This window comes from Natrinema pallidum DSM 3751, from assembly GCF_000337615.1.
Taxonomy (GTDB): Archaea; Halobacteriota; Halobacteria; order Halobacteriales; family Natrialbaceae; genus Natrinema; species Natrinema pallidum.
Map to the genome: position 1 here is coordinate 209,622 of NZ_AOII01000088.1, position 25,609 is coordinate 235,230.

General features: G+C 66.5%; 27 protein-coding genes and 2 pseudogenes. 19 read left to right on the forward strand and 10 right to left on the reverse strand.

Features of this window, described 5'->3' with window-relative positions; all coding sequences use genetic code 11:
- The first annotated feature begins 2 nt into the window (after window positions 1–2).
- A complete protein-coding gene (gene psmA, locus C487_RS15060) occupies window positions 3–773 on the forward strand; it encodes an archaeal proteasome endopeptidase complex subunit alpha (RefSeq protein WP_006186671.1) in 771 nt (256 codons plus the stop codon).
- 200 nt (window positions 774–973) lie between these two features.
- Window positions 974–1,699 carry a ribosome assembly factor SBDS gene (locus tag C487_RS15065; protein WP_006186672.1) on the forward strand — a complete coding sequence of 242 codons (726 nt, stop codon included), beginning with the start codon at window positions 974–976 and terminating at the stop codon, window positions 1,697–1,699.
- A gap of 79 nt (window positions 1,700–1,778) precedes the next feature.
- On the opposite strand, the gene C487_RS15070 is transcribed toward C487_RS15065, so the two are convergent.
- Window positions 1,779–2,096 carry an FUN14 domain-containing protein gene (locus tag C487_RS15070; RefSeq protein ID WP_006186673.1) on the reverse strand — a complete coding sequence of 106 codons (318 nt, stop codon included), beginning with the start codon at window positions 2,094–2,096 and terminating at the stop codon, window positions 1,779–1,781.
- 333 nt (window positions 2,097–2,429) lie between these two features.
- Between C487_RS15070 and hflX the strand changes: the two genes are divergently transcribed.
- The 7 genes and pseudogenes from hflX to C487_RS15095 all read left to right on the forward strand — a co-directional run bounded on the left by hflX (window position 2,430) and on the right by C487_RS15095 (window position 7,349).
- Entirely contained in the window at window positions 2,430–3,734 is a 1,305-nt protein-coding gene (hflX, locus tag C487_RS15075; protein ID WP_006186674.1) for a GTPase HflX, read from the forward strand.
- Between the two features lie 122 nt (window positions 3,735–3,856).
- Window positions 3,857–4,447, forward strand: a pseudogene (locus tag C487_RS22055) (thiolase family protein); the annotation flags it as partial.
- On the forward strand, window positions 4,395–5,117 hold the full coding sequence (locus C487_RS22060; protein WP_394295587.1) for a thiolase family protein: 723 nt from the start codon (window positions 4,395–4,397) through the stop codon (window positions 5,115–5,117). The pseudogene C487_RS22055 and the gene C487_RS22060, both read left to right, overlap by 53 nt.
- On the forward strand, window positions 5,114–5,473 hold the full coding sequence (locus tag C487_RS15085) for a PhlB family protein (RefSeq protein WP_006186675.1): 360 nt from the start codon (window positions 5,114–5,116) through the stop codon (window positions 5,471–5,473). Before C487_RS22060 ends, C487_RS15085 begins: the two co-directional genes overlap by 4 nt.
- A gap of 256 nt (window positions 5,474–5,729) precedes the next feature.
- Window positions 5,730–6,320: pseudogene (locus C487_RS22065) on the forward strand (thiolase family protein); the annotation flags it as partial.
- Window positions 6,268–6,993 (forward strand): thiolase family protein, encoded by a 726-nt coding sequence (locus C487_RS22070; protein ID WP_394295588.1) that lies wholly within the window; start codon window positions 6,268–6,270, stop codon window positions 6,991–6,993. The pseudogene C487_RS22065 and the gene C487_RS22070, both read left to right, overlap by 53 nt.
- Window positions 6,990–7,349 carry a PhlB family protein gene (locus C487_RS15095; RefSeq protein WP_006186676.1) on the forward strand — a complete coding sequence of 120 codons (360 nt, stop codon included), beginning with the start codon at window positions 6,990–6,992 and terminating at the stop codon, window positions 7,347–7,349. The genes C487_RS22070 and C487_RS15095 overlap by 4 nt, the downstream gene beginning before the upstream one ends.
- A 33-nt stretch (window positions 7,350–7,382) precedes the next feature.
- On the opposite strand, the gene C487_RS15100 is transcribed toward C487_RS15095, so the two are convergent.
- Window positions 7,383–8,156: a DUF7547 family protein gene (locus tag C487_RS15100; RefSeq protein WP_006186677.1), complete on the reverse strand. Its 774-nt coding sequence runs from the start codon at window positions 8,154–8,156 to the stop codon at window positions 7,383–7,385.
- Window positions 8,157–8,291: 135 nt separating this feature from the next.
- Here C487_RS15100 and C487_RS15105 point away from each other — a divergent pair, with 135 nt between their 5' ends.
- The 3 genes from C487_RS15105 (at window position 8,292) to C487_RS15115 (ending at window position 10,279) form a co-directional block, all read left to right on the forward strand.
- Entirely contained in the window at window positions 8,292–8,951 is a 660-nt protein-coding gene (locus C487_RS15105) for a DUF7504 family protein (RefSeq protein ID WP_006186678.1), read from the forward strand.
- Window positions 8,952–9,043: 92 nt separating this feature from the next.
- On the forward strand, window positions 9,044–9,796 hold the full coding sequence (locus C487_RS15110; protein WP_006186679.1) for a ribonuclease H-like domain-containing protein: 753 nt from the start codon (window positions 9,044–9,046) through the stop codon (window positions 9,794–9,796).
- Window positions 9,797–9,883: 87 nt separating this feature from the next.
- A complete protein-coding gene (locus C487_RS15115) occupies window positions 9,884–10,279 on the forward strand; it encodes an acyl-CoA thioesterase (protein ID WP_006186680.1) in 396 nt (131 codons plus the stop codon).
- Between the two features lie 11 nt (window positions 10,280–10,290).
- Here the strand turns inward: C487_RS15115 and C487_RS15120 are convergent, their stop codons facing one another.
- Window positions 10,291–10,581 carry a HalOD1 output domain-containing protein gene (locus C487_RS15120; RefSeq protein WP_006186681.1) on the reverse strand — a complete coding sequence of 97 codons (291 nt, stop codon included), beginning with the start codon at window positions 10,579–10,581 and terminating at the stop codon, window positions 10,291–10,293.
- A 249-nt stretch (window positions 10,582–10,830) separates the two neighbouring features.
- Between C487_RS15120 and C487_RS15125 the strand changes: the two genes are divergently transcribed.
- Together C487_RS15125 and C487_RS15130 are read left to right on the forward strand one after the other, a co-directional pair.
- Complete coding sequence (locus C487_RS15125) at window positions 10,831–11,463, forward strand: hypothetical protein (protein ID WP_006186682.1); 633 nt, start codon at window positions 10,831–10,833, stop codon at window positions 11,461–11,463.
- 7 nt (window positions 11,464–11,470) lie between these two features.
- Entirely contained in the window at window positions 11,471–12,688 is a 1,218-nt protein-coding gene (locus C487_RS15130; RefSeq protein ID WP_006186683.1) for a hypothetical protein, read from the forward strand.
- Window positions 12,689–12,695: 7 nt separating this feature from the next.
- On the opposite strand, the gene C487_RS15135 is transcribed toward C487_RS15130, so the two are convergent.
- Complete coding sequence (locus C487_RS15135; RefSeq protein ID WP_006186684.1) at window positions 12,696–13,958, reverse strand: cation:proton antiporter; 1,263 nt, start codon at window positions 13,956–13,958, stop codon at window positions 12,696–12,698.
- A 92-nt stretch (window positions 13,959–14,050) separates the two neighbouring features.
- Between C487_RS15135 and C487_RS15140 the strand changes: the two genes are divergently transcribed.
- Window positions 14,051–14,653 (forward strand): hypothetical protein, encoded by a 603-nt coding sequence (locus C487_RS15140; RefSeq protein WP_006186685.1) that lies wholly within the window; start codon window positions 14,051–14,053, stop codon window positions 14,651–14,653.
- Window positions 14,654–14,692: 39 nt separating this feature from the next.
- Here the strand turns inward: C487_RS15140 and C487_RS15145 are convergent, their stop codons facing one another.
- Complete coding sequence (locus C487_RS15145) at window positions 14,693–16,075, reverse strand: hypothetical protein (RefSeq protein WP_241431096.1); 1,383 nt, start codon at window positions 16,073–16,075, stop codon at window positions 14,693–14,695.
- A gap of 93 nt (window positions 16,076–16,168) precedes the next feature.
- On the opposite strand from C487_RS15145, the gene C487_RS15150 reads away from it, so the two are divergent.
- Window positions 16,169–16,621 carry a ubiquitin family protein gene (locus tag C487_RS15150; RefSeq protein WP_006186687.1) on the forward strand — a complete coding sequence of 151 codons (453 nt, stop codon included), beginning with the start codon at window positions 16,169–16,171 and terminating at the stop codon, window positions 16,619–16,621.
- Between the two features lie 105 nt (window positions 16,622–16,726).
- A complete protein-coding gene (locus C487_RS15155) occupies window positions 16,727–17,029 on the forward strand; it encodes a CGCGG family putative rSAM-modified RiPP protein (RefSeq protein WP_049908191.1) in 303 nt (100 codons plus the stop codon).
- 148 nt (window positions 17,030–17,177) lie between these two features.
- On the opposite strand, the gene C487_RS15160 is transcribed toward C487_RS15155, so the two are convergent.
- Together C487_RS15160 and C487_RS15165 are read right to left on the reverse strand one after the other, a co-directional pair.
- A complete protein-coding gene (locus tag C487_RS15160) occupies window positions 17,178–18,392 on the reverse strand; it encodes a TIGR04347 family pseudo-SAM/SPASM protein (protein ID WP_006186689.1) in 1,215 nt (404 codons plus the stop codon).
- Entirely contained in the window at window positions 18,389–18,733 is a 345-nt protein-coding gene (locus C487_RS15165; protein ID WP_006186690.1) for an Htur_1727 family rSAM-partnered candidate RiPP, read from the reverse strand. Before C487_RS15165 ends, C487_RS15160 begins: the two co-directional genes overlap by 4 nt.
- 147 nt (window positions 18,734–18,880) lie before the next feature.
- On the opposite strand from C487_RS15165, the gene C487_RS15170 reads away from it, so the two are divergent.
- Complete coding sequence (locus C487_RS15170) at window positions 18,881–20,014, forward strand: TIGR04053 family radical SAM/SPASM domain-containing protein (RefSeq protein WP_006186691.1); 1,134 nt, start codon at window positions 18,881–18,883, stop codon at window positions 20,012–20,014.
- 368 nt (window positions 20,015–20,382) lie between these two features.
- Here C487_RS15170 and C487_RS15175 read toward each other — a convergent pair whose 3' ends face one another.
- Entirely contained in the window at window positions 20,383–22,221 is a 1,839-nt protein-coding gene (locus C487_RS15175; RefSeq protein ID WP_006186692.1) for an acetyl-CoA carboxylase biotin carboxylase subunit, read from the reverse strand.
- 192 nt (window positions 22,222–22,413) lie between these two features.
- On the opposite strand from C487_RS15175, the gene C487_RS15180 reads away from it, so the two are divergent.
- Window positions 22,414–23,568 carry an SPFH domain-containing protein gene (locus C487_RS15180; protein ID WP_006186693.1) on the forward strand — a complete coding sequence of 385 codons (1,155 nt, stop codon included), beginning with the start codon at window positions 22,414–22,416 and terminating at the stop codon, window positions 23,566–23,568.
- Window positions 23,569–23,629: 61 nt separating this feature from the next.
- Here C487_RS15180 and C487_RS15185 read toward each other — a convergent pair whose 3' ends face one another.
- Window positions 23,630–23,983 (reverse strand): hypothetical protein, encoded by a 354-nt coding sequence (locus C487_RS15185; protein ID WP_006186694.1) that lies wholly within the window; start codon window positions 23,981–23,983, stop codon window positions 23,630–23,632.
- A 1-nt stretch (window position 23,984) separates the two neighbouring features.
- On the reverse strand, window positions 23,985–25,529 hold the full coding sequence (locus C487_RS15190; protein ID WP_006186695.1) for an acyl-CoA carboxylase subunit beta: 1,545 nt from the start codon (window positions 25,527–25,529) through the stop codon (window positions 23,985–23,987).
- Window positions 25,530–25,609 lie beyond the last annotated feature (80 nt).

Here is a 25,609-nt window from a genome sequence, read left to right on the forward strand (position 1 = left end):
CTATGCAGGGACAACAACAACAGCAGGCGTACGACCGCGGCATCACGATCTTCTCGCCCGACGGCCGACTCTATCAGGTCGAATACGCTCGTGAGGCGGTCAAACGAGGCACGGCGAGCATCGGTGTCCGAACGAACGACGGCGTCGTCCTCGCCGTCGACAAACGAGTCCCCTCCCCGCTGCTCGAGGACTCGAGCGTCGAGAAGATCCACAAGGCCGACGACCACGTCGGCATCGCCAGCGCGGGTCACGTGGCCGACGCTCGCCAGCTGATCGACTTCGCGCGCCGCCAGACGCAGGTCAACCAGCTTCGGTACGGCGAGCCCATCGGCGTCGAGACGCTGACCAAAGAGGTTACCGACCATATCCAGCAGTACACGCAGGTCGGCGGTGCCCGACCGTTCGGCGTCGCGCTGATCGTCGGCGGCATCCAGAACGGCGAGCCGCGCCTGTTCGAGACCGATCCCTCGGGGACGCCCTACGAGTGGAAGGCGCTGGCCGTCGGCTCCGACCGCGGCGAACTCCAGACCTACCTCGAGGAGCACTACGACGACGAGGCCGACCTCGACGGCGGCATTCAGCTCGCCCTCGACGCGCTCGCGTCGGTCAACGACGGGTCCTTGCTCCCCAACGAAGTGGGGCTGGCGACCGTCGACGTCGAAACCGAGTCCTTCGAGCAGTTCGACCAGGATCGGATCGCCGACCATCTCGAGGAGAACGACCTCCTCGATACGGGTGAGGGCGAGGACGAAGCCGACGACACCGCCGAGTAATCGAGACGCCGAGTTCGTTTTTCGACGCCGTATTCCGTCGTCCCGTTGGAAAGCGGCCCGCTCGAACGCGACACCCCTCGAAGCGCCGGTCACGTCGCATCGGCGGCCCCGTCGATCCGCGGCGACTCGAGGCGTTTTCGACCTCGAGTGCCGGATCGGTTCGGGAAACACTCTTTTCATTGGCGGCGGAACCGTCAGGTATGATTTCGCTTGACGAGGCAGTGACAGCGCGACTCGAGTCACACGGGGCGCGCTTCGAAGTGTTAGTCGATCCGGACGCGGCGCTTTCGATCAAACGCGACGAGTTCGACGGCGAGTTGGAGGACGTGATCGCCGCCGAGGACGTCTTCGAGGACGCCTCGCGCGGCGACCGGCCCGCGGAGTCGGACCTCGAGACGGTCTTCGATACCACGGAGCCCCTCGAGATCATTCCCGAAGTGATAAAGCAGGGGGAGATCCAGATCACGGCCGATCAGCGCCGCGAGATGCAAGAACAGAAGCGCAGGCAGTTGATCGATACGATCACGCGCAACGCGGTCAACCCCCAGATGGACAACGCGCCCCATCCGCCCGAACGGATCGAGAACGCCCTGGAAGAGGCCGGCTTCACGGTCGATCCAATGGAGCCGGTCCAAGAGCAGGTCGACGACGCGCTGGACGCGTTACGGCCCGTGATCCCGATCCGGTTCGAAGAAGTAACCGTCGCCGTCCAGGTGCCGGCGGATCACGCGGGTAGCGCGCAGGCGAAAATCCGCCAGTTCGGCGATCTCGAGCGCGAGGAGTGGCAAAACGACGGCTCGTGGATCGGCGTATTGACGTTCCCGGCCGGACTGCAAAACGAGTTCTACGACACCGTCAACGAACACACCAGCGGACAGGCGGAGACGGAAATCGTCAAGGACAAAGACGATCTCCGAACGCGGTGACGTACCTCGGGGCTTGTCCCCGAGGTACTCTCGGTGTATGCCTGGTCGATGACGCGTCCGGTTCCGGGTCGGGACCGCGTTAGCCGCGTCGGAAGCCGATCAGGAAGCCGCCGGTAAAGCCCGCACCGATCGAGAGCGTCGAGAGCAGCGATTGAACCCAGTGGCTGTTCGCAGCGTCCCCGGCGCGCGCTTGCGTTTTCAGGAGGCCGGCCGAGAGCCGATTCCAGTCGACGATGATGATCCCCTGGGACTCGAGGTAGCGAAAGGCCATCAACTGCACGCCGACGATGATCGCGAGGAGTTTCGCGATCTTCTTCGCGGCGAACCCGATGACGCCGCCGATGACCGCGCCGCCCCCGATTTCGAGGCCAAGCGCCGTCGGATCGAGATCGAGCATTATGCACCTCAATTCGAGTCGGTTCCTATGACTGTTGTGATCGGGTCCGCTCGACGGACCGGACGGGACCCGATCGATGGCGGCCGCGACGCGAACGCGCGGACGGTCACAACGGGCGCGGGATTCAAGACGGTTCGCCGCGTACGGACGAGTATGACTCACGTGCGTCCAACGGAGGTGTGCGACCGGCATCGTTAGCGTCTCCGGGTCCACGCGGCAGTGCCCGCACCGACTGTACGGCCGGTGTCGGCGAGCGGCGGGGCGCGCAAGCGACGAGCTGCGGCGCTCGAGCGAGCACGACCGACCACGCCCGGCAGACACGAAGCCACCCGCATGAACACGATCATCGCGAAACGCGTCGATTCCGGCACGGCTGACACGAGCGAGATCCGCGACCTAGCCCGGGCGGCGGGGTATACCGTCGTCGGCGAGGTCACGCAGTCCCGACGGGCCGATCCGGCCCTTCAGATCGGCGAGGGGAAAGCGGAGGAACTGGCCGCGCTCGCCGCGGAGACCGACGCGACGACCGTCGTCTTCGACAATCGGCTCGGCCCGTATCAGACGTACAACCTCGGGCGGCTCCTGCCGGAAGGCGTCGAGGTCATCGATCGATTTACGCTGATCCTCGAGATTTTCGGCCAGCGCGCCCAGACGCGGAAGGCACAGCTCCAGGTCGAACTGGCCGAGCTCCGCTACGAACTCCCCCGTGCCGAGGCGAAGACGAGCCTCGCAAAGCGGGAGGAACACCCCGGCTTCATGGGGCTTGGCGAGTACGACGAGAGCCGCGAACGGGACATCAAAGCCCAGATCAGCCGGATCAAGGACGAACTCGAGCGGATCGAGCAGACCGAACAGCAGCGCCGGGAGCGCCGTCGGGACTCCGGGTTCGATCTGGTCGCGCTTGCGGGATACACCAACGCGGGGAAGTCGACCCTGTTGCGTCAGCTCGCGACCGATCTCGAGGTCGAGGAAAACGAGGAGCTCCATCCCGACCTGGACCCGACGGCCGAGTCCCAGGACAAGCTGTTCACGACGCTGGGGACGACGACGCGACGGGCGGCCATCGACCGGCGGGACGTGCTGGTGACCGACACGGTCGGGTTCATCAGCGATCTGCCCCACTGGCTGGTCGAGTCGTTCAAGTCGACGCTGGACTCGGTCTACCGGGCGGACCTGGTCTTGCTCGTCGTCGACGTCAGCGAGCCGGTCGACGAGATTCACGAGAAGCTGGTCACGTCCCACGACACCCTCTACGAGCGCAACGAGGCCCCGATCGTGACCGTGTTGAACAAGATCGATCAGGTAAGCGACGAGGACCTCACGGACAAGCGCGAAGCCCTGTCGTCGCTCGCGCCGAACCCGGTCACCGTCAGCGCCAGGGAGGGGCTCAACGTCGACGGCCTCCTCGAGCGGATCGACCACGAACTGCCCGACTGGGAGGAAGAGCGGCTCATGCTGCCGATGACCGAGGACACGATGAGCGTCGTCTCGTGGCTTCACGACAACGCGAACGTCGACGACGTGACCTACGGCGACGAGGACGTGATCGTCTCCTTCGAGGCTCGGCCCGCGGTGATCTCGCAGGCGCGCTCGCGAGCGAGCGAGTTGCGGACGACGGCGGCGGAATCGGCCTCGTAGGGGTCGGACGCCGCGACGACGCTCTTTCTCCGAGCGCGGTCGGCGGGACGCCCGCCCTCAGGACGAGGGCGTCCGCACCCGTGACCCGCACTTATAAATCGATGTCTCGAGTCCGATACGTTATGGAACGTGTTGCAATCATCGGAGCCTCCATGACCCAGTTCGGGCAACGGGACGGGGAGTGGATTCAGGACCTTCTCGCGGAGGCCGGCAGCGACTGTCTCGAGGATGCGGGCGTCGACGCCGACGACGTCGAGCACCTGTACGTCTCGAACATGGCAAGCGGCGAGTTCGAAGGGCAAACGGGCGTGATGAACGCGCTGGCTCACGACCTCGACGCGATGCCGGCGTACACCCAGCGCGTCGACCAGACGAGTTCGAGCGGCGGCGCGGGAATGTACGCCGCCTGGCAGTCGGTCGCCAGCGGTGCCAGCGACATGACGATGCTCGTCGGCGGCGAGAAGATGACGCATAAGACGACCGGGGAAGCGACCGACGTCATCGCGTCGCTGACCCATCCCGTGGAGTACAAACACGGCGTCACGCTGCCCTCCTTCGCGGGCCTGACGGCGCGCCACTACTTGGAGCGGTTCGACGCGCCCCGCGAGAGCCTCGGGAAGGTCGCCGTCAAGAATCACAAGAACGGCGTCGACAACCCGCATGCCCAGTTCCGGAAGGAAGTCGACCTCGAGACGGTCCTCGAGTCGCCGATCGTCGCCGATCCGNGCCGTCAAGAATCACAAGAACGGCGTCGACAACCCGCATGCCCAGTTCCGGAAGGAAGTCGACCTCGAGACGGTCCTCGAGTCGCCGATCGTCGCCGATCCGTTGCGACTGTACGACTTCTGTCCGATCACGGACGGCTCCGCGGCGCTGATGCTCTGTCCCGAGTCAGTTGCGAAGGAGTATACTGACGACTACGTCGTGATCTCGGGCATCGACGGGGCGACCGATACCCACGTCGTCCACGAGCGCGCGGACCCGACCGTCATGGGCGGCGTCGTCGAGAGCGGCAACGGAGCCTACGACATGAGCGGATACGGACCCGCGGACATCGACGTGGCCGAACTCCACGACATGTTCACGATCCTCGAGTTCCTGCAGATGGAGGGACTGGGCTTCGCCGAGCAGGGCGAAGCCTGGACACTCGTCGAGGAGGGACACACGGAACGTGACGGCGAACTCCCGATCAACACGTCGGGCGGGCTCAAATCGAAGGGCCACCCGCTCGGGGCCAGCGGCGTGGCCCAGGGCGTCGAAATCTACGAGCAACTCGTCGGCGAGGCCGGTCCCCGACAGGTCGACGCGGATGTGGGGCTATGCTGTAACGTCGGCGGCTTCGGCAACTGCGTGATTACGACCATCATGGAGGCTGCACAATGACTCTGGAAGCGACGCGCTACGACGACGGCTCGATTAGCTACCCCGGACATCCACACGGCCCGGGCGGGACGGAACCGGTCGAGACGATCGATCTCAGCGAGTACACTGCCGAGATCGTGACGTGGACGACCAGCACCGCGACGCCACCCGGCGTCCGCGAGCCGAACCATCTCGCGATCGTCGAGTTCGATGTGGAAGGCGAGTCGGTCCGCGCCATCGGCCAACTGACCACTGGCGATGTCGAGACGGGCGACGAGGTTCGGCCGGTCTCCGTCGATGAACTCCGCGAGCCCGATGCGGGCATTCGAGAACCGGGGAGTCAGGCGTGGGACGGCTACCGGTTCGAACCGGTGTAAGCGCGAAAACAGTTACGCGTCTCGAGTACGGGACACTCGAGGCGCGCCCGCGGATGGGGCGAAACGGGTCTCCGACACCAACCGATCAGCGCCCCGTTTCCCGTGACCGTCGTCGAGGGCGGTTCAGGCCGATTACTGAGACGCACCTTCGGATCGAACTATCGTCACCGTTCGGTGTCCTCAATTCGTCGAATGCTGTTCTCCCTTAATTTTAAACCACCGTTCGTGGTCAGCCATCACCAGAGGTACACTAGCTATGGAACGTGTTGCGATCATCGGAGCCGCCATGACCCAGTTCGGGCAACGCGAGGGCGAATGGATCACGGATCTCCTCGCGGAGGCCGGAATCGACTGCCTCGAGGATGCGGGCGTCGATGCGAACGATGTCGAGCATCTGTACGTCTCGAACATGACCAGCGGCGAGTTCGAAGGACAGACGGGCGTGATGAACGCGCTGGTACACGACATCGGTGCCATCCCGGCGTACACCAAGCGCGTCGATCAGACGAGCGCGAGCGGCGGTGCGGGAATCTACGCCGCCTGGCAGTCGATCGAAAGCGGGGCCAGCGACATGACCTTGCTCGTCGGCGGCGAGAAGATGACACACCGATCGACGTCCGAGACGACCGACATCATCGCCTCGGTAACGCACCCGGTCGAGTACAACGCCGGCGTCACGCTCCCGTCGTTCGCCGGACTCACCGCACGCCGCTATCTCGAGCGATTCGACGCGCCCCGCGAGAGCCTCGGGAAGGTTGCCGTCAAGAATCACAAGAACGGCGTCGACAACCCGCATGCCCAGTTCCGGAAGGAAGTCGACCTCGAGACGGTCCTCGAGTCGCCGATCGTCGCCGATCCGNGCCGTCAAGAATCACAAGAACGGCGTCGACAACCCGCATGCCCAGTTCCGGAAGGAAGTCGACCTCGAGACGGTCCTCGAGTCGCCGATCGTCGCCGATCCGCTCCGACTGTACGACTTCTGTCCGATCACGGACGGTTCGGCAGCACTCCTGTTCTGTCCCGAATCCGTCGCCCGGGAGTACACTGACGACTACGCCGTCGTCACCGGCGTCGACGGGGCGACGGACACGCAGGTCGTCCACGAACGCGAGGAACCGACCGTAATGAACGGCGTCGTCGAGAGCGGGCGGGGAGCCTACGAGATGAGCGGACTCGGACCCGCGGATATCGACGTGGCCGAACTCCACGACATGTTCACGATCCTCGAGTTCCTGCAGATGGAGGGGCTGGGCTTCGCCGAGCAGGGTGCGGCCTGGAAGCGCGTCGCGGACGGGGACACCGAGCGAGACACCGGTGAGTTGCCGACCAATACCTCGGGCGGGCTCAAATCGAAGGGCCACCCGCTCGGAGCCAGCGGCGTGGCCCAGGGCGTCGAAATCTACGAGCAACTCGTCGGCGAGGCCGGTCCCCGACAGGTCGACGCGGACGCGGGCCTGTGCTGTAACGTCGGCGGCTTCGGCAACTGTGTGATTACGACCATCATGGAGGCTGCACAATGACTCTGGAAGCGACGCGCTACGACGACGGGACGGTCACCTACCCTGGGCACCCGCGCGGCCCTGATGGCGCGGAGCCGGTCGAGACGATCGATCTCAGCGAGTACACCGCGGAGGTCGTGACGTGGACGACCAGCACCGCGACGCCACCCGGCGTCCGCGAACCGAACCACCTCGCGATCGTCGAGTTCGATGTGGAAGGCGAGTCCGTCCGCGCGATCGGTCAACTGACCACGGGTGACATCGAGACGGGCGACGAGGTACGGCCGGTCTCCGTCGACGAACTCCGCGAGCCCGGCGCGGGCATTCGAGAACCGGAGAGTCAGGCGTGGGACGGCTACCGGTTCGAGCCGCTCTGATGGCCGCCGGCCGACGCGCCCGCCACAGCGGATTCAGGGTTCGCCGCTGCCGTCTTCCGCGCCGTCGGCCCCAGCGTCGGCATCGGAGCCGTCCCCATCCGACCCGTCGGCGTCCCCCTCGCTCGAGGCAGCCGCATTCGAGTCGCCGTCCTCGTCGTCGGCGTACTGATCTCGCAGCGTCTCGAGTTCGGCGTCGACATCGACGGCGGAGTCGCGGTCGGGGTCGTCGGCGCGGTCCGCTCCGTCTTCGGCCAGCGGGCCGTCCTCGATATCGATCGTCACTCCGCGTTCGGCCGCCGGTCGATCGGAGTCCGCGGCGGTCGGTCCGGATCGCGACTCGCGTTCGGCGGCGTCCCGGAGCCGGCTGTCGACATCGTCGCGGAGTTCCCGAGCCTCAGCGAGGAGGTCGCGGGCCTCCTCGTCGGCGGGGAGACCGCCTTCGGAAGCGGCTCGCTGGAGCTCCGACAGCACGGAATCGAGCTGTGAGAGCGTCGTGCGACGGAGTTCGCTCGCGCGCTCGCTCGTCGCTTCGGTGGCCGCCTCCGTTCGGTCCCGCGCCTCTTGCCCGGTTCGAACGACGTTCAGGCTCCGCTGGAACGCCTCGAGCGCGCGGACGCTGGTCTCGAGAACGGTCAGGGCGGCCGGAAGGGCGACCTCGTCGGTGAATCGCAGGAGTTCCCGCGGCGTCGGCGGGCGCAGCGGGGGCCGGCGACGCGAGCGCGGCCCCTCGAGTTCCTCTCGGAGCGCGTCGATCGTTCGCGCGAGTTCGCGAATCGCGTCGGCGAGTTCGTCGTCGGAATCGGCCATGCGCTCCCTACGACCGCCGGTGTAAAAAACCGGCCGATCGGGAGTATTCGATAGTAATGGCCGTACGTGAGACCCTTTTCCGAGGGGAACTCAGCCGCAATTTTTATCTCGATACCGTTTGACTGATCGAACGGAATGGAAGACGAGCGAGGGGACGCCGTCCCGGACTGTGCGACGTTCGCACGAACGCTCGGAACCCTCAAACAGGAGGGGAGCAACATCTTACTCGTTGGGACGGCCAGGGAGCCACACGAGACCGTCTGCCAACAACTACTCGGTGCAGCACGGGAAGACGCTCGATACCGCCTGTTCGTCACGGATGCGGACGACCACGTCGCACACGAACGTGGTTCCGATTCCGGGATCGAACGGGTCCGAACGATCGATTATTCGCGGTCGGAACTCGAGTCGATGTCGGAATCGGACGGCGGGAGCGGGCAGCCGTCGCTGGGGACGCTCGGGATCGAGATCGTCGAGACCATCGGCGAGTTCGACGACAGCGCCGACGGGCTCGCTCCGTCGGCGCTTCGCGTCTGCGTCGATTCGCTCGTCCCGCTGCTCCAGGAGTACGACGCGGAAGCGGTGTTCCGCCTGCTGCAGTTGACGACCTCGCGAGTCGATCAAGCGTGTGGCATGGGTCACTATCACCTACCGCTGGGTCCGGACCACGACGCCGTCAACCTCCTCGAGCCGCTGTTCGATGCGGTCGTGACGGTCCGATCCCGAAACGGAATCGACGAACAGCAGTGGTATCTCCGGGAGGCGGACACGACCACCGACTGGCTCGAGTTGTAGTCAGCACCGCTTTCGTCGCCGACGGTGAGAGTCGACCACGGCGTGGCGACCGATCCAAGCGTTTTTACCTACCCCGTGCCCTCCAAACTGGTGTGCGAATCGAGAACAGTTTCATCCCCGTTCGCGGGGTCGGGGAGACGACCGAACGACGACTCTGGGAACACGGTGTGACCCACTGGGACGAGTTCGACGGCAGCGTCGTCGGCTCGACACTGGCTGATCGGATCGAGACGTTCATCGACGAGGGACGGACCCACCTCGAGCGCGGTGATATCTCCGTCTTCGCGGAGGCGCTGCCGGCCTCGAGTCGCTGGCGCTGTTACGAGAACGTCAGCGACGAGACGTGCTTTCTGGACATCGAGACGACCGGGCTCGACGCGTCCACGAACGAGGTGACGACCGTCAGCCTCCATCGGAGCGGCGAGACGACGACCTTCGTCAAGGACCGTGATCTCACGAGCGACCGCCTCGAGCGGGAGCTCGCCGATGCGCCGCTGTTGGTCACGTTCAACGGCCAGCGCTTCGACGTTCCCTTCCTCGAGACGTGTTTCGATATCGACGTGGACGTGCCCCACGTCGACCTCATGTACCCCTGCAAGAAGGTGGGACTGGACGGCGGGCTGAAAGCGATCGAAAAGGACGTCGGAATCGATCGGGACAAGCCCGACCTCAGCGGACGCGACGCGGTGCGCCTCTGGCACGAGTACGAAGCCGGTGACGAGGGAGCCCTCGAGACGCTCGTCGAGTACAATCGGGCCGACACCCGCAACATGAAGCCGCTGATGGAACTCGTCGCGGATCGCCTCCACGAGACCGTCTTCGAGGCCGCGACGGCCGGCGACTGATCGGCCGGCAGGATCGACCGTCGCGCGTGCGTGACGGCGGCGGTGAGCAAGCAGCTATACGGCAGCCAGCGCACTACCCACTCGTACATGGACGATTACAGCTACGAGACCGCTATCGACGTCCGGCTCCGCGACATCGATTTCATGGGCCACGTCAACAACGCAACTTATGCGACGTACCTCGAGCAGGCCCGCGAGGCCTACTTTCGGGACGTGCTCGATGTCTCGTTGACCGAGACGAACACCGTTCTCGTGAGCCTCGAACTCGAGTATGCCCGCCCCATCGAGGCCGACGACGCCGTCACCGTCGCGCTCCGCGTGCCGGAACTCGGCGACTCGAGCCTGCCGATGGAGTACGAAATCCGCGCGAACGGCGAGCGTGCCGCGACGGCGCGCACCGTTCAGGTCCTCGCTGCGCCGGACGACGGCGGTTCACAGCCGCTGCCGTCCGAATGGCGGCGACGGATCGAGCACCGGGAGTAGCTGCTCGCCGGCTACCGCGACGTTTCGGGATCGGATACGTCGACATCGCCGTCGCTCGTGACGACGACCCGATAACCACAGAAGGGGAATTCGATGCGGCCGACCGGCCGCTCGTGGCCGTTCTCTCGCGTCGCAAAGAGCGCGTCCAGAGCTTCGGGATTGACGACATCGTAGAGGGCTTCGTATTCCGGGGGCTCGAGATCGACGGGATCGACGCCTTCGCGCTCGGCGACAGCAGCGACCACGTCGAAACTGAGAGATTGTCGGTCTGTCGTGTCCGATCGATCGACTGAGAGTAGCATTGACCGGAGCCTTTCTTCGATCAGGTATAAATCCTCTGGCCCTAACTTGAGGTTGGTGGCCATGTCTGGTTAAGAATGTATATATGTGTCTAATATCCCACTAATTGGGTGCAGAATAGTTGCTAATCTTATTTCATTCACACATTCTAAAACTCTTCAGGGAGTGACAGTCACTACGCAACCACCGATTGCCGACGGGGGTGGCGTGAAATTCGGGAAAACTGTCTCGAGGGCAGCACGAGGGGTGACATGTTCGGGAAGAGCTACTGGACGATTCGGGACGTAGCCCGGACCACGATGAATCCGTTTTCGAGCGGGCGATCGACGGACGGGGGCGACAGCGAGGGGAGCTTCGATGCGCCCGGATCGTTCGTGCCCGACCACGTGCCCGATCCGGGGGCATTCCTCGAGGGCCACGACGTCCTCGAAGGCGAGGAGCACGTCGCCTTCCACGACGTGACTCGAGATCTATTCGAGGAGCGGGGCGTCTACGACGCCACCTTCGGCTATAATCTGGCGCGGCTCAACCTCGACCGGCGACATCCCGAAGCGGGCTACCGGTACGCGGTCGATGCCGACGATCCGACCGTCCTCCGGGCTGAGTTCAGCCCCACGACGGAGTTCTGTCCGCAAGCCGATGCGCTCGTCAAGGGCTCGTTTCGCGCCTGGAACGGCCTGAGTGATCGCCACGAGTACGATCTCGTCCGCGTCCGCGTCCGTCCGTCCCACCACCAGTCCGAGTCCCTCAACGGGACGCTCGAGTCCCTCGAAGCGCAGTATCTCGAGTCCGGCGAGGTCCCGACCGAACCGGTCGGTAGCGGCCCCGGGACCGGAGCGAAGGGGGAAGACGGCGACGAGACGAGCGTTCAGTCGCCGTTCTGATCGCGCGATGGGGACCGGGAACGCGACCGCAACCGTCACACGGTGGTCGCGCGCGTTCGTCGCGGTCGGTATCGGCTTCTTCGTCGCGTGGCAGGTCGCCGTCGCTGTCGGCGCGGGGAGAGCGGCGACCGTCCCCCTCGGCGTCTTCGGCTTCGTCTTCCACGTGGTCTTCGGCAAGGCCTACACGCTCGTCCCGTCGTACTTCGCGCGCGAACTCGCGGTACCGCGCGCGCCGGCGATCCACCTCCCGTTCGCCTCGCTCGGCGCGATCGGTGCGTTCGCAACCGGGATCGGAATCGGCTCTGCGACCGTGACGCTCGCGAGCGCGGCGAGCTGGCTCGTCGGCGGCCTCGTCTTCGTCGGGACGCTGTGCTGGACCGTCCGCGACAACCCGACGGGCCGCGAGACCGGCACCGGCGAGACCGATGCCCACCGTCGGCGCGCCGACCGGGTCGCGAACGTCGCCGTTCCGTTCGTGCTCGCATACCTGATCGTCGGCTCGGCGCTGCCGCTAGCGGCCGCACTCGGTCTCGAGCCGTCCGTGTTTCCGGCGAGCGGGCCGGCCACCACGCACTTGTTCGCCGCCGGCACGGTGGCGCTGCTCGTCTTTGCGATCGGCTTCCGACTGTTACCCCGGCTGCTGGTCGCTTCAGTGCACCCGTTGCTGGTCTCGGTCGTCGTCGCCGCCGGTATCGTCGGCCCCGCACTGCTCGCGGCCGACTTTCGTGGCGGGACGCTGTTTCGCGTCGGTGCCGCGCTTCAGGCGACCGCCCTCGTCGGGTTCGCCGTCGCCGTTCTCGACCTGGCTCGGCAGAGCGACCGCCGACGCGTCGGCGGCCGGGCCATCCTCGCGGCAGCCGGCTGTGGCGCGCTGATCGCCGTTCTGGGTCTCTGCTTCGCGTTCGCACCCAGTGCGGGTCTACCGGCAGCCGCGTTCGACGCCCATTACCGGCTCGCCGTCGGCGGTTTCCTCGGCCTGACGATCGTCGGCGTCACCTACCGTTTCTATCCGCCAGCCGTCGCGTCCGCCCCCGGAATCGGCGACCGAACCGCGAGTGCGTCGGTCGCGGCGCTCGTCACCGGCCTGGGGCTCGAGGTCGCGGGCCTGCTCGGGTCGGTCCCAACGTTGGTCGAGCCTGGCCGCTGGCTCTCGGTTGTCGGTGCGGGCCTCTACGCTGCCGTCTGCTGGACGGTTTTCTTCGAGCGCGCCGACTGGACGGGATGAGCGCCCGCTACTCCACCCGCGCCTCGAGCCAGCGGACCGTGGGGGTGGCGGCGATCCCGTGGACGACGATCGAGATGAGCACGACCGCGCCGACGACGGCCCACAGCACGTCGGCGTCGGGGAACGCTGCCTCGTTGAGGCCGTGTGCGAGGTAGTAGAACGAGCCGATCCCCCGGATGCCGAAGACGGCGACCGTCGCCCGCTCGGCGGGGTCGCGGTCGAACCCGAGGAACCCGACCAGCCCGGCGAGCGGTCGAACGAGGAACACGATCGCTACTGCCGCCGCGATCCATTCGAACGTGAGCGGTTCGAGGAGCCCCCCGGCGATCGCGCCGCCGAAGAAGAGCATGACGAGCGCCATCATCACCTGTTCGGCGAACTCGCTGACCTCGTGAAGCGACCGGTTGTAGTCGTGGGAGCGCTCGTAGTGGCGGATCATCAGCGCGGCGACGAAGACTGCGATGAAGCCGTAGCCGCCCGCGAGTTCGGTCGCCCCGTAGACGAACAGGGTGCCGGCGATCGCCTCGAGTCCCTGGACCGACTCCGCGACGGGGGTCTCGGGCTCCGTCGCGAAGACGAGCCGCGCGGTCAGGGAGCCGAGAACGACGCCGACGAGTACGCCGACGGCGATCCGGTAGCCAACGTCGACGAGGAGCCACTCGCCGACCCAGTTGCCGGGCACGAGGCCGACGAGCGCGATCGCGATCGCCATGTTCGTAAACGGGAACGCGAGCCCGTCGTTCAGTCCGGCCTCGGAGGTGAGCGCGAATCTGACCTCGTCTTCACCACCGGCCGCCTCCTCGAGACCTTCCGCTTCGCTGCCCATGCCCGGTCCCCCGACCTGGACCTCCGATGCCAGCACCGGATCGGTCGGCGCGATGCACGCACCGAGCAGGACCGCGGTCGGAATCACGAGGCCGAGCCACCAGCCGAGCAGCGCCGCGCCGGCGATCGACAGCGGCATCGTGATCGCGAGCAACCGCCAGGTCGACGCCCACGCGCGCAGCCCGGGGACCCGATCGATCTTCAACCCGACTCCCATCAGGGCGACGATCACGCCGAATTCTGCGAGGTGTTCCGTCGTCGTCCCTTGCTCGAGCGGGTCCGGCGCGGGCAGTCCGATCGGCAGGCCGAAAGCGAGCATGCCGAACGCGACGAAGAAGATCGGCAGCGAGATCGCACGGTCCGCAACGAACCGCGGGAGGACGGCGACGCCGAACAGTGCCACACCGATGACGACCAGTCCAACGTTGTACAGCTCGAGGGCCATCCGCTGGTCCGGCCTACGGGAAATCGCGTCTTTATCCCGATGCCGGCGTTTGCAGAACGAACTCATTTGCAGCGGGACGGCGTATCGAGGGTATGGGTCGGAACGCGCCGGGAGAGGGAAGCGAGGGGTCAACACGGCGGCGGTTCCTTCGGGCGGGGGCAGTCGCCGTGACCGTCGCCCTCACCGGCTGTATCGAGGAGATGGGAACGGAGTTCCCCGCAAATACGGAGTGGCCGGTCTCGGCGTACGTCCCTCCCCTCCCCGTCGCGGAACGACGCGCAATCTTCGAGGAGCGCATTCCGGCGCTGGCGGCTGCCGACATCACGACTCCGGACCGGCTCGCGTCCACGCTCGCGGAGTTCGACATGGCCGTCGGGTCGGTCGCACGCGAGCGGGACGTGCTGACCCTCGAGTACGTCAACACCGATCGGTACGACGAGGGCAACGCTCACGATATCGCCCTGATTGCGGGCGGCTACGCGGCGCTGGTCAACGCGGGCTACGATACCGTCGCGCTGGGGGCGACGATCCTCGACGACGCGCCCGCGTCGTACGGATCGGCGACGGTCGAGACGGAACACGCGGCGGCATACAACGCGGGCGAGCTGACGGCCGCCGAGTACGGCGAACTGGTCGTCTCGACGATCGAATCACAGCGGTCCGAACCGGCGGTCGACGTGTCGCCGGAGGAATAGATTCGCGCGATCCGCGCCGATGGGGTCGACCGCACCCGGTCACCGATCTGGCGACGCGTCCACGTCGGGCTCTCCGCCGGCCGCTGCAGGGTCGTCCTCGCCCGACTCGAACGTGCTTGCGAGTACGCCGGCGATGCCGTCGGGCCCGTGACGATGGATTGTCAGCAGCATGTTCGCGATGAACACGCCGACGCCGATCGTCGCGAGGAGACTGCTCGCGGTGGGAACGACGGCGGGAAGGTCGACCAGCGGTGCCAGCGACAGGCCGGCAAAGCCGACGAACAGCAGCCAGAAATCCGCGCGCCCGAGGCGGTCGTCGTAAAGGTCGTCGATCATCGGCACCTGTTCGAAGCCCAGGCGATCGCTGTAGCGCTCGATCCAGATGATGAAGGGGACGATATGGTACAGCGACCCGATGACGACGAGTCCGAAGACGCCGAACAGCAGAAGCGTCCGGGTCCCGGGATATCCGAAGAGCGACTCGTACGCGAGGGGGTCGGTCCACCACGCCGGCGCGGCGAGGGCGATCCACGCGACCAATGCCGCCACGACGAGCCAGTAGCGAGCGAGCATCGGGGACCGCTCGACCGTCGCGCCGGCCAGCAACTGGGCGACGACGACCGCGAACGCGGCGAGTCCGACGAGGAGCGCGACCGCGCCGACGCGAGCGATGGGGGCGATGGTGAGTCCGCGGCCGACCACGAGTGCCGCGAGCCCGGCGGGGAAACACAACTGCTCGAGGGCGAGCAGGCGGTCGCCCCACCGATCGGGCTCCGCCTGCGTGAACATCTTCGTCAGTTGGAACAGCGCACCGACGACCGTCGCGAGCAGCGCGCCGAACAGCGCCAGCGTCGCGTGAGAGCCGTGGATTTCGAATCGGTTCACCGGGACCGACTCGAACACCGGCGTGGTGAAATCCGTCGCGAGAAGCGCCCCGAGCGGTGCGACGAGGGCGAAGCACGCGAGCGCGAGTGCGAAGTGGCGCTCCGTGAAATCGAACGGGCGTGCACGGATGATCGTGCGCCCGACGTTATAGACGAATATCCAGATACCCGCCAGCATGAGCGCGCCGGCGACCGGGAGCCAGGCGAACGCGCCCGCGAGCAACGCCGCGCCGAATCCGAGCAGTCCGACGGTCACGAGCCACAGTTGGCCGACCGCCAACCGCCGCGAGTGGATCGACACGCCGGACCAGACGGGGACGAACTGGGTCATCGCACCCATGATCGTCACCGCGATCCAGCCCACGAGCAGGACGTGGAGGCGTGCTAGCCCGGCGAGACCGGGCAGCGTCGCGACGGCCAGGACGGTCCCCCCACCGATGCCGACCGCGAGAAAGCCCAGCGCGAGCAGGAAATGCCGCAACGGGATCACCATCGGCGGCTGCTGGTCGGTCCGTAACCCGCCCGGTATTCCGTTCATGTCTCGCGGTACGGCCCGTACGGCCGTCCCCTTCCTCCCGAACACGTTCGGACGATAGCGTTTGCCGGTCCGTACCGTATCGCCGTGTGAGCCATGGGACCAGACCAGGCGACGACCACCGCCGACGAGGGATCGACCGCGACCGTTACGGACCAGCACGCGGCCGCGACGGCCGGTCGGGAAACCGAGACGACCGTCACCGTCCGCTGTACCGGCCACGCCCGAACCGCACTCGGCCGCCACGAACTCGAGTTCACCTTCGAGGGGACCCGCCTTCGGGATTTCCTCGAGGCCTTCTTCGCGGAGTACGATCTCGCGGACATGCTCATCGCCGAAACCGAAGCGGACGCGACCCACAGCGGCTGGGCACCCGTTCCCGACGACCTGCCCGGGACGTGGCGAAAGAACCCGGAGGGCGAGCAGACCCGGCCGTACGCGCGGGTCTGTGTCAACGGTCGGTTCAACGAACACCTCGATGGGTTCGAGACGGAACTCGCCGACGACGACCGCGTTGCGCTGCTCTACCCGTTTCTGTTCTGCTGTTGATCGGCTTGCGATCCGTCGGCGGTGGCTGCGGCGACGACGCCGACGGCCACCGTGGCGAACACGTTCGCCCTACTGCTGAGGCTCGTCGGGACCCGAGTGTCGACTATGACCGACGATTCCGGCGTCGAATCCGTCACGCGTCGCGAACACGACGCGTCGTGGTCCGCGAATCTCGAGGGACCCGAACACGCGATGGATCGGGACCTGATCGTCGCACAGTCGAAAGACGCGATCGCCCAGACGGTCGCCGGCTACCACGTCAACCTCGTCACCCACGGCGATCACGGCCATCCCGAGACGTACCTCTGGGACGAACTCGAGGCGGCGTTCGACGACGTTCGACTCGAGTACGTCGATCGATGCGGCTGTGGCGGGCACGTGACGCGCGTCCATGTGGGCGGCGACTGAGCGCGGTAGTCGCACCAACACGGCGATACCGACTGCTGTCACCGTCTGGGGCGGCGTCCCGCAAGAGCCGACTCCCGACGCTGAGGAGTCGGCCGCTCGAGAACGGGCGTTACCTGGCTGTTCGGCCGAGAGCGCTTCGAGACTGGGGTCAGTCCGCGGCACCGCCGACGACCGGACCGCCCTCGCCGCGCACTTCGTCCTCGTGGAGGTAACACTGCGGGTCGGGGGCGAACAAATCGCCCGTCTCGGCGAGCGCCCGCAGCCGCGAGCCGCCCCGACAGACCGACTGATACTGACAGTCCGCACACTTTCCGCGGAGGTGTTCCTCGCGGTTCCGCAGCGCCTCGAGCAGCGGGTTCAACTCGTCGTCCCAGATCTCGCCGAAGGGCCGGTCGCGGACGTTGCCGAGACTGTACCCCTGCCAGAACTGCGTCGGATGGACGTTGCCCTGATAGTCGACGTCCGCGATCCGTTCGCCCGTCGGGTCGCCGCCGTTTCGCTCGAGGTGTTCGTAGACCGCGCGGGCCTTCGCCTCGCCGAAGGTCTCGCGGGCGTACTCCACGAGGAAGGCGGCGTCGGCGTAGTTGCCCACCAGCAGGGTCTCGATCTCCTCGCCGCGGTCGTGATACGCGAGCGTGAGGTCGGCGACCTGCTCGATCGCCTCGCGCTTTGCCTGCGGGGAGAGGTCGGCATCGACGATCTCGGCCCCCCGACCGCCGTAATCGAGGTGGTAGAAACAGAACCGGTCGAGCCCCTTCTCGACGAGGAGATCGACGACTCCCTCGAGATCGGGTGCGTTGGCTTCGGTGATCGTGTACCGCAGGCCGGTCTTGAGGCCGACCTCGAGACAGTGTTCGATCCCGCGGACGGCGGCGTCGAACGCGCCCTCCTCGCCGCGGAAGCGGTCGTTGCGCTCGGGGAGGCCGTCGACGGAGATGCCGGCGTACTGGAGTCCGGCGTCCCGCAACGCCGCGGCGGTCTCGCGGGTGATCAGGGTGCCGTTCGAGGACAGGACGGGGCGGAGCCCGCGATCCGCCGCGTAGGAGACGAGTTCGACCAGATCGTCGCGGACGAGGGGTTCGCCGCCGGAGAAGAGGATGACGGGTGCGCCGAAGTCGGCGAGTTGGTCGAGGAACGACTTCGCCTCGGCCGTCGTGAACTCGCCGGTCGCGGCCTCGGTCTCGGCCCCGGCATAACAGTGCGAACAGTAGAGGTTACACCGACGGGTCGCGTTCCAGACGACGACCGGCCGCTGCTGTTTCTCCTCGGTGATCTGCGGTTTCTCCGAATCGTCGGCCGCGTCGTAGCGCAGCCCGTCGCCCTCGGCGTCGAGATCGCAGAGCAGTTTGCTGATCGAGATCACAGACTGTTCACCTCCGAGGCACCCGCAGTCTCCTCGTAGACGCGCTGTTCCTCGCTCCCGTCGTCGCCGTTGTCATCGTCGGATCGCTCCTGGGCCGTGTCCACCAGGCCACGCGTCGAGTACCGTTCGACTTCGTCGGCCGGACAGAGCCAGATGTCGGCGGCATACCAGCCGAACAGCCGGGACGCGTGCTCGTGTGCTTCGCTTCCGCTCGCGGCCGCGACGCTCCCGACGTGGCGCATCGGATCTCCCTCCTCGTTACGGACGAAGACCTCCCACTGCCGAGTCGGGTTCCCTCGCTCGTCGCTCTCGACCGCCGACCGGCGCGCTTTCTCGACCATATCGATACCTTCGACACGATACCGAAGGCCGTTGTGCGATCTCCCAGCGCGCGGGAATAGCCGCACGAGCGGTCGAACATCTTCCCGTCTTCCCGGGCGGCGGGAACCAGAGGGGCGTTTTCGGTCGTCGGAGACCCACCCTCGGCTATGCGCCCCGGCACGTTCGATACGTCCGAGCGACCGTTCGTCCTCATCTGGGAGCTTACCCAGGCCTGTGGGCTCGCCTGTGATCACTGTCGCGCCGACGCCCAGCAGCGTCGCCATCCCGACGAACTCTCGACCGCGGAGGGGATGGAACTGCTCGAGGACGCGGCCGAGTTCGGCGACGGCCAGTTGGTCGTCCTCTCGGGCGGCGACCCGCTCGTCCGCGACGACGTCGCGGACCTGATCGCTCACGGCGACGACCTCGGTCTGCGGATGACGATCACGCCCAGTGGGACCGGCTCGCTGACCGCCGACCGGATCGAGTCGATGGCCGACGCCGGACTCAAGCGGATGGCGGTCAGCCTCGATGGCGCATCACCGGCGGCCCACGACGCCTTCCGTGGCGAGGACGGGAGCTTCGAGGAGACCATCCGCGCCGTCGAGGACGCCCGCGAGGCCGGGCTCCCGATCCAGGTCAACACCACCGTCTGCCGACAGACCGTCGACGAACTCCCCGCGATCCGGGACCTGCTGACCGAACTCGGGGCCGTCATGTGGAGCGTCTTCTTCCTCGTGCCCGTCGGTCGTGGACGGGTCCTCGAGCCGATTGCGCCAGACCGGGCTGACGCGGTAATGGAGTGGCTCCACGAGGTCAGCGAGACCGAACCCTTCGGCGTCAAGACCACCGAGGCCCCGCAGTACCGCCGGGTCGCGATGCAGCGACGGGCGGACGGGGACGAGACCGATAACGGTGCGGCCGGTCCGGGGGCCGGCATCGAGCGGCGGACCGGCATCGTCGCGGGCGACGGGTTCGCGTTCGTCAGTCACACGGGCGAGATGTTCCCCTCCGGCTTCCTGCCGGAATCGGCGGGCAACGTCCGCGAGCGGCCGGTCACGGAACTCTACCGCGAGTCGGAACTGTTCCAGTCGCTGCGCGACCGCGACAACCTCTCGGGCAAGTGCGGGGCCTGTCCCTACCGCCACGTCTGCGGCGGCAGCCGCTCGCGGGCGTTCGCCCACACCGGCGACCCGCTGGCGAGCGACCCGCTCTGTCCGTTCGTTCCGGAGGGGTACGACGGCCCGTTACCGTGGGACGACGCCGACGGCGACTCCCGCGGCGTTTCGGCCGGCGATTGAACGATTCGGTCGCTGGCCCAACAGAACTATCGAGACGGCTCGCGACGGACGAGAGCGTGGCTCTATGGCGATCCGACAGGGAGGAGTGGGACCGGCGTGGCAGCGGCCGTCACAGACGATGGCTCGGTGCAGCCGCGGGTCGGCACGCCGTTTCTTGCCGGTCGCGATCGGATACACGCGACACGCGGGTCAGGAATGTCCGGATGGTGGATCAACGGTGACCGAGCGCAGGCAACCGTCGTCCCGTCGATCACGTGCAGGGTCTCGGATCGGTGGCGCGTGCAGCTATCCGGTGTGTCGGAACGGGCTTCGAAATTCCGGCGAACACGTTCACGGGCGGACGCCCCCGCGACCGGCGGCGCGGACCGCTACTCGAGGACGACCAACGTGTCGCCCATATCAACGCTCTCGCCTTCCTCGATAGCGATCTGCGTGACGGTGCCGCCCCGGGAGGCGACGATGTCGTTTTCCATCTTCATCGCTTCGAGGACGACCAGCACGTCGCCGGCGGCGACCTCGTCGCCCTCCGCGACCTCGATGTCGAGGATCGTCCCTTGCATCTCGGCGTCGACGGTCTCGCCGTCGCCCTCGAGTTCGGTCCCGCCGTCGCCGCTCGAGCCGCCCGCAGGCTCGGGCCGGCTCGCCTGGCCGCCGCCGGCCTCGACATCGCCGGTCGGGATGGCGGGTGCACCGCGTTCCTCGAGTTCGACCTCGAAGCGCTTGCCGTTGACCTCGACGGTGAACTCGCGCTCGACGGTCTCCTCGTCGTCCTCGCTGCCGCCCGAGCCGGTGTCGCCGCCCCACTGCTCCTGGGCTTCCTCGATGCGACTCTCGTCGAGTTCTTCGTCGAGGTACTTCGTGGTGTGCGTACTCCGGACGAACTCCTCGTCGGTGAGCATCAGCCGGTGGAACGGGATGATCGTCGGAATTCCCGCGATTTCGTACTCGCGGAGCGCGCGAAGCGACCGCTCGATACATTCGTCGCGGTCCTCGCCCCAGACGATCAGCTTCGCGATCATCGAGTCGTAGTCGGTGACGAGGTCGTCGCCCTGTCGCAGGGCGTCGTCGAGTCGGACACCGATCCCGCCCGGCGGGTCGTACGTCTCGAGTGTGCCGCCGGTCGCGGGCGCGAAGTCGTCGGCCGCGTTCTCGGCGTTGATCCGGAACTCGATCGCGTGGCCGTCGATCTCGACGTCGTCCTGCTCGAAATCGATCTCCTCGCCGGCAGCGATCTGGATCTGTCGCTTGACGATGTCGATCCCGGTGATCTCCTCGGTCGCAGTGTGCTCGACCTGGATCCGCGTGTTGACCTCGAGGAAGAAGAAGTTCGCATCGGGCCCCAGCGGGCCGTCCCGGCCGGGTTCTTCCTCGACGAGGAACTCGACGGTTCCGGCGTTGGTGTAGTCGGCGGCAGCGACGCCCTGCCTGGCGGCCTCGCCGATCTTCTCGCGCAGTTCGTCGGTCAGTGCGGCCGACGGGGCCTCCTCGATAACCTTCTGGTGACGGCGCTGGAGCGAGCAGTCGCGCTCGCCGAGGTGGCGGACGTTGCCGTGTTCGTCGGCGAGGATCTGGACCTCGATGTGGCGGGGCTGCTCGAGGTAGCGCTCGAGATAGACCGAATCGTTATCGAAGTAGGCCTCGCCCTCGCGTTTGGCGCTCTCGAGTTGGTCCTCGACCTCGCTTTCGTCCCAGACGACCTTCATCCCGCGGCCGCCGCCGCCGCCTTCCGCTTTGATGGCGATCGGGTAGCCGTGTTTTTCGCCGAACTCCTTGACGGCCTCGGGCTCGGTAACGGGATCGGTCGTCCCGGGAACGATCGGGACGTCGGCCTCGTCCATGATCGTCCGGGCCTTGGTCTTCTCGCCGAGCGACTCCATGGCATCGCTGGACGGGCCGATCCAGGTGATTCCCTCGGCGTCCTGGACTTTGCCCGCGAACTCGGCGTTCTCGGCGAGGAACCCGTAGCCGGGGTGGATGGCGTCGGCGTCGGCCTTCCGCGCGGCCTCGATGACGGCTTCGTGGTCGAGATAGGAGTCGGCCGCACGCGCCGGCCCCACGTTGTACGCTTCGTCCGCGTAGCGGACGTGACCCGAGTCCTTGTCGGCCTCGGAGTAGATCGCGACGGTCCCGATATTCAACTCTTCGCACGCTCGCATCACGCGAACGGCGATTTCCCCGCGGTTCGCCACGAGAACCTTCCTGAACATTTCTGTGGATACCGTCGTGAGGGCCCTACCTTACTTTTTCGCAACGGGTCCGATCTCGTGTCAGTTTTTGCCAGATCACGTCCCGAAAGCCGTCGATCGCTGTCGGCGTCGGTTCCACTCCGAACCGAGCGCGACCACGTTCCATGCGTGTTATGGGCAAGCGTTATCCGACCTGGGTCCCTCATACACACGATGTACGAGAACGTACTCGGCCCGCTACAGACACAATCGGTGCTCGAGGACCCGCTCCTGCTCGTCGGCCTGATCGGACTCTTCCTCGTCGTGGTCACGGTCTGGCAGATGGTGGAGATCGTCGACGCCTACGACAGAGCCGCGCTGACCGTCTTCGGCGAGTACCGCAAACTGCTCGAGCCGGGGCTGAACATCGTCCCGCCGTACGTCTCCCGGATTTACACGTTCGACATGCGAACGCAGACGCTCGACGTGCCCCAGCAGGAGGCCATCACGCGGGACAACTCCCCCGTCACGGCCGACGCCGTCGTCTACATCCGGGTCATGAACGCCAAGCGTGCGTTCCTCGAGGTCGACGATTACCAGCGTGCGGTCTCGAACCTGGCCCAGACGACGCTGCGAGCCGTGATCGGCGACATGGAACTCGACGACACCCTCTCGCGGCGGGAGATGATCAACGAGCGCATCCGCCAGGAACTCGACGAGCCCACCGACGAGTGGGGCATTCGAGTGGAGTCGGTCGAGGTCCGCGAGGTCACGCCCTCCGCGGGCGTCAAGGGCGCGATGGAGGAACAGACCTCCGCCGAGCGCCGCCGCCGTGCGATGATCCTCGAGGCGCAGGGAGAACGCCGCAGCGCCGTCGAGAAGGCGGAAGGGGACAAGCAGTCGAACATCATCCGCGCCCAGGGTGAAAAGCAGAGCCAGATCCTCGAGTCACAGGGTGACGCGATCTCGACCGTCCTGCGAGCGCGCTCCGCGGAATCGATGGGCGAACGCGCGGTCATCGACAAGGGGATGGAGACGCTCGCCGATATCGGCCAGGGCGAGTCGACAACGTTCGTCATGCCCCAGGAACTCACCTCGCTGGTCGGCCGCTACGGCAAACACCTCTCGGGTAGCGACGTGAAAGGCAACGGGACGGACCTCGAGAGCCTCGAGTTCGACGACGAGACGCGCGAACTGATCGGGCTGGACGACATCGCCGACATCATCGGCGAGATCGACGAGCAGGCCGAAATGGACGTCGAAGCGATGGAAGAGCAAGCCCGAGCGATCAAGGAAGGCCAGGACGTGGGCATGGAGGCCGACGAGCCGATCACCATGTCCGAATCCGACGACGAACCGGAGCCGGAACTGGGATCCGATTCGGAGTAGCTCCGCCCGCGGGTAGCGGTTCGCTCTCGTTCTCGAGGACCCAGCGAGGGTCCGCGGCGGGTTAGAACTGCCTGGTCCGTCCCGCCGCCGACCACGCGTCGGTCGGCGCGCCGCGGGGCACGCGGACGGTCCGGTGTTGCTGTGCGCGGACCCGGCCGGCGAAGGCCCACCGTTTGTCGTCCCACGTCTCCTCGCCCTCGGCGGCCGCTGCGGCGGCTGCGAGCGCGTGATCGTGGAGGTGCGCGCCGACGGCGGCCGCGATCGCTGCGGCCTCCTCATCGTCCGCGTCGTCCGGCAGGTCAAGGGTGACGTCGCCGGGCAGGACCCCCTCGAGACCCGTCGACGCGTCGTCGTTCCGCTCGCCGCCGGCGTCCGCGGCCCGGTCGTCGGCCGACGGCTGTTGTTTGGTGGTCATGTTACAGCGGGATGTTGCCGTGTTTCTTGTCCGGGTTCTGTTCGCGCTTGGTCTCGAGCATCTCGAGGTCGCGGATCAGCCGCGGCCGGGTTTCGGTCGGGACGATAACGTCGTCGAGGAAGCCCTTGTCCGTCGCGGTGTAGGGGTTGGCGAACTCCTCGCGGTACTCCTCGATGAGTTCGTCGCGGAGTTCGTCGGGGTTGTCGGCCTCCTCGAGTTCCTCGCGGTAGAGAATGTTGACCGCGCCCTGCGGACCCATGACGGCGATCTCCGCCGTTGGCCAGGCGTAGTTGACGTCCGCGCCGAGGTTCTTCGAGGCCATGACGCAGTAGGCACCGCCGTAGGCCTTCCGGGTGATGACCGTCAGCAGCGGGACGGTCGCCTCGGCGTAAGCGTAGAGCAGTTTCGCGCCGTGGCGGATGATCCCGCGGTGTTCCTGGTCGGTGCCGGGCATGTAGCCGGGGACATCGACGAACGTGACGATCGGGATATTAAACGAGTCACAGAAGCGGACGAACCGCGAGCCCTTCATCGAGGCATCGACGGTCAGCGTGCCGGCGTTGACGCGGGGCTGGTTGGCGACGAGGCCAACCGAGCGCCCGTCGAGGCGGCCGAAGCCGACGACGATGTTCTTGGCGAAGTTGTCCGCAACCTCGAAGAACGAGCCCTCGTCGACGACCGAATCGATAACATCGGTCATGTCGTAGGGCTTTTGCGGGCTCGGCGGGACGATACTTTTGAGTGTCTCGTCGCGGCGGTCGGGGTCGTCCCAGGGTTCGACGCGTGGGGGGTCTTCGACGTTGTTCTGCGGGAGATAGGAGAGGAGTCGCTTGATGTCGTCTAAGGCCTGCTCCTCGCTCTCGCAGGCGAACTGGGCGACGCCGGTCTTGTCGGCGTGGGTCATCGCACCGCCGAGTTCCTCGTGGGTGACGTCTTCACCGGTGACGGTCTTGGTGACGCCGGGGCCGGTGATGTACATGTGACTCGTGTCTTTCACCATGAAAATGAAGTCGGTGATCGACGGGGAGTAGACCGCGCCGCCGGCACAGGGACCCATGATCCCCGATATCTGGGGGATGACGCCGCTGGCTTCCTGGTTGCGGCGGAAAATCTCGGTGAAGCCGGCCAGACTCTTGACCCCTTCCTGAATCCGAGCGCCAGCGGAGTCGTTGAGCCCGATGACCGGCGCACCGACCTCCATCGCCATGTCCATGACCTTACAGACCTTCTCGGCGAAGACTTCGCCGAGCGAACCACCGAAGACAGTAAAGTCGTGGGCAAAGACGAAGACTTTCCGCCCGTTGACCTCGCCGTAGCCCGTGACGACGCCGTCGCCGGGAATCTTCTGTTCCTCCATCCCGAACTGGCTCGTCTGGTGGGTCCGAAGCTGATCGAACTCGGTGAAGGAGCCGTCGTCGAGGAAGTAGTCGATCCGCTCGCGGGCGGTCATCTTCCCCTTGTCGTGTTGCTTCTCGATGCGGGCCTCGCCGCCGCCCCGCCGCGCCTCTTCGCGGAGTTCCTCGAGTTCGTCGATGCGGTCTTCCATCGTCATAGGGAAACCCTCCCGTGCCAACTCATTGCCCGAGGCAACGGTCACCTGCGTCAAAAACGTTCTGTAAGTCGTAT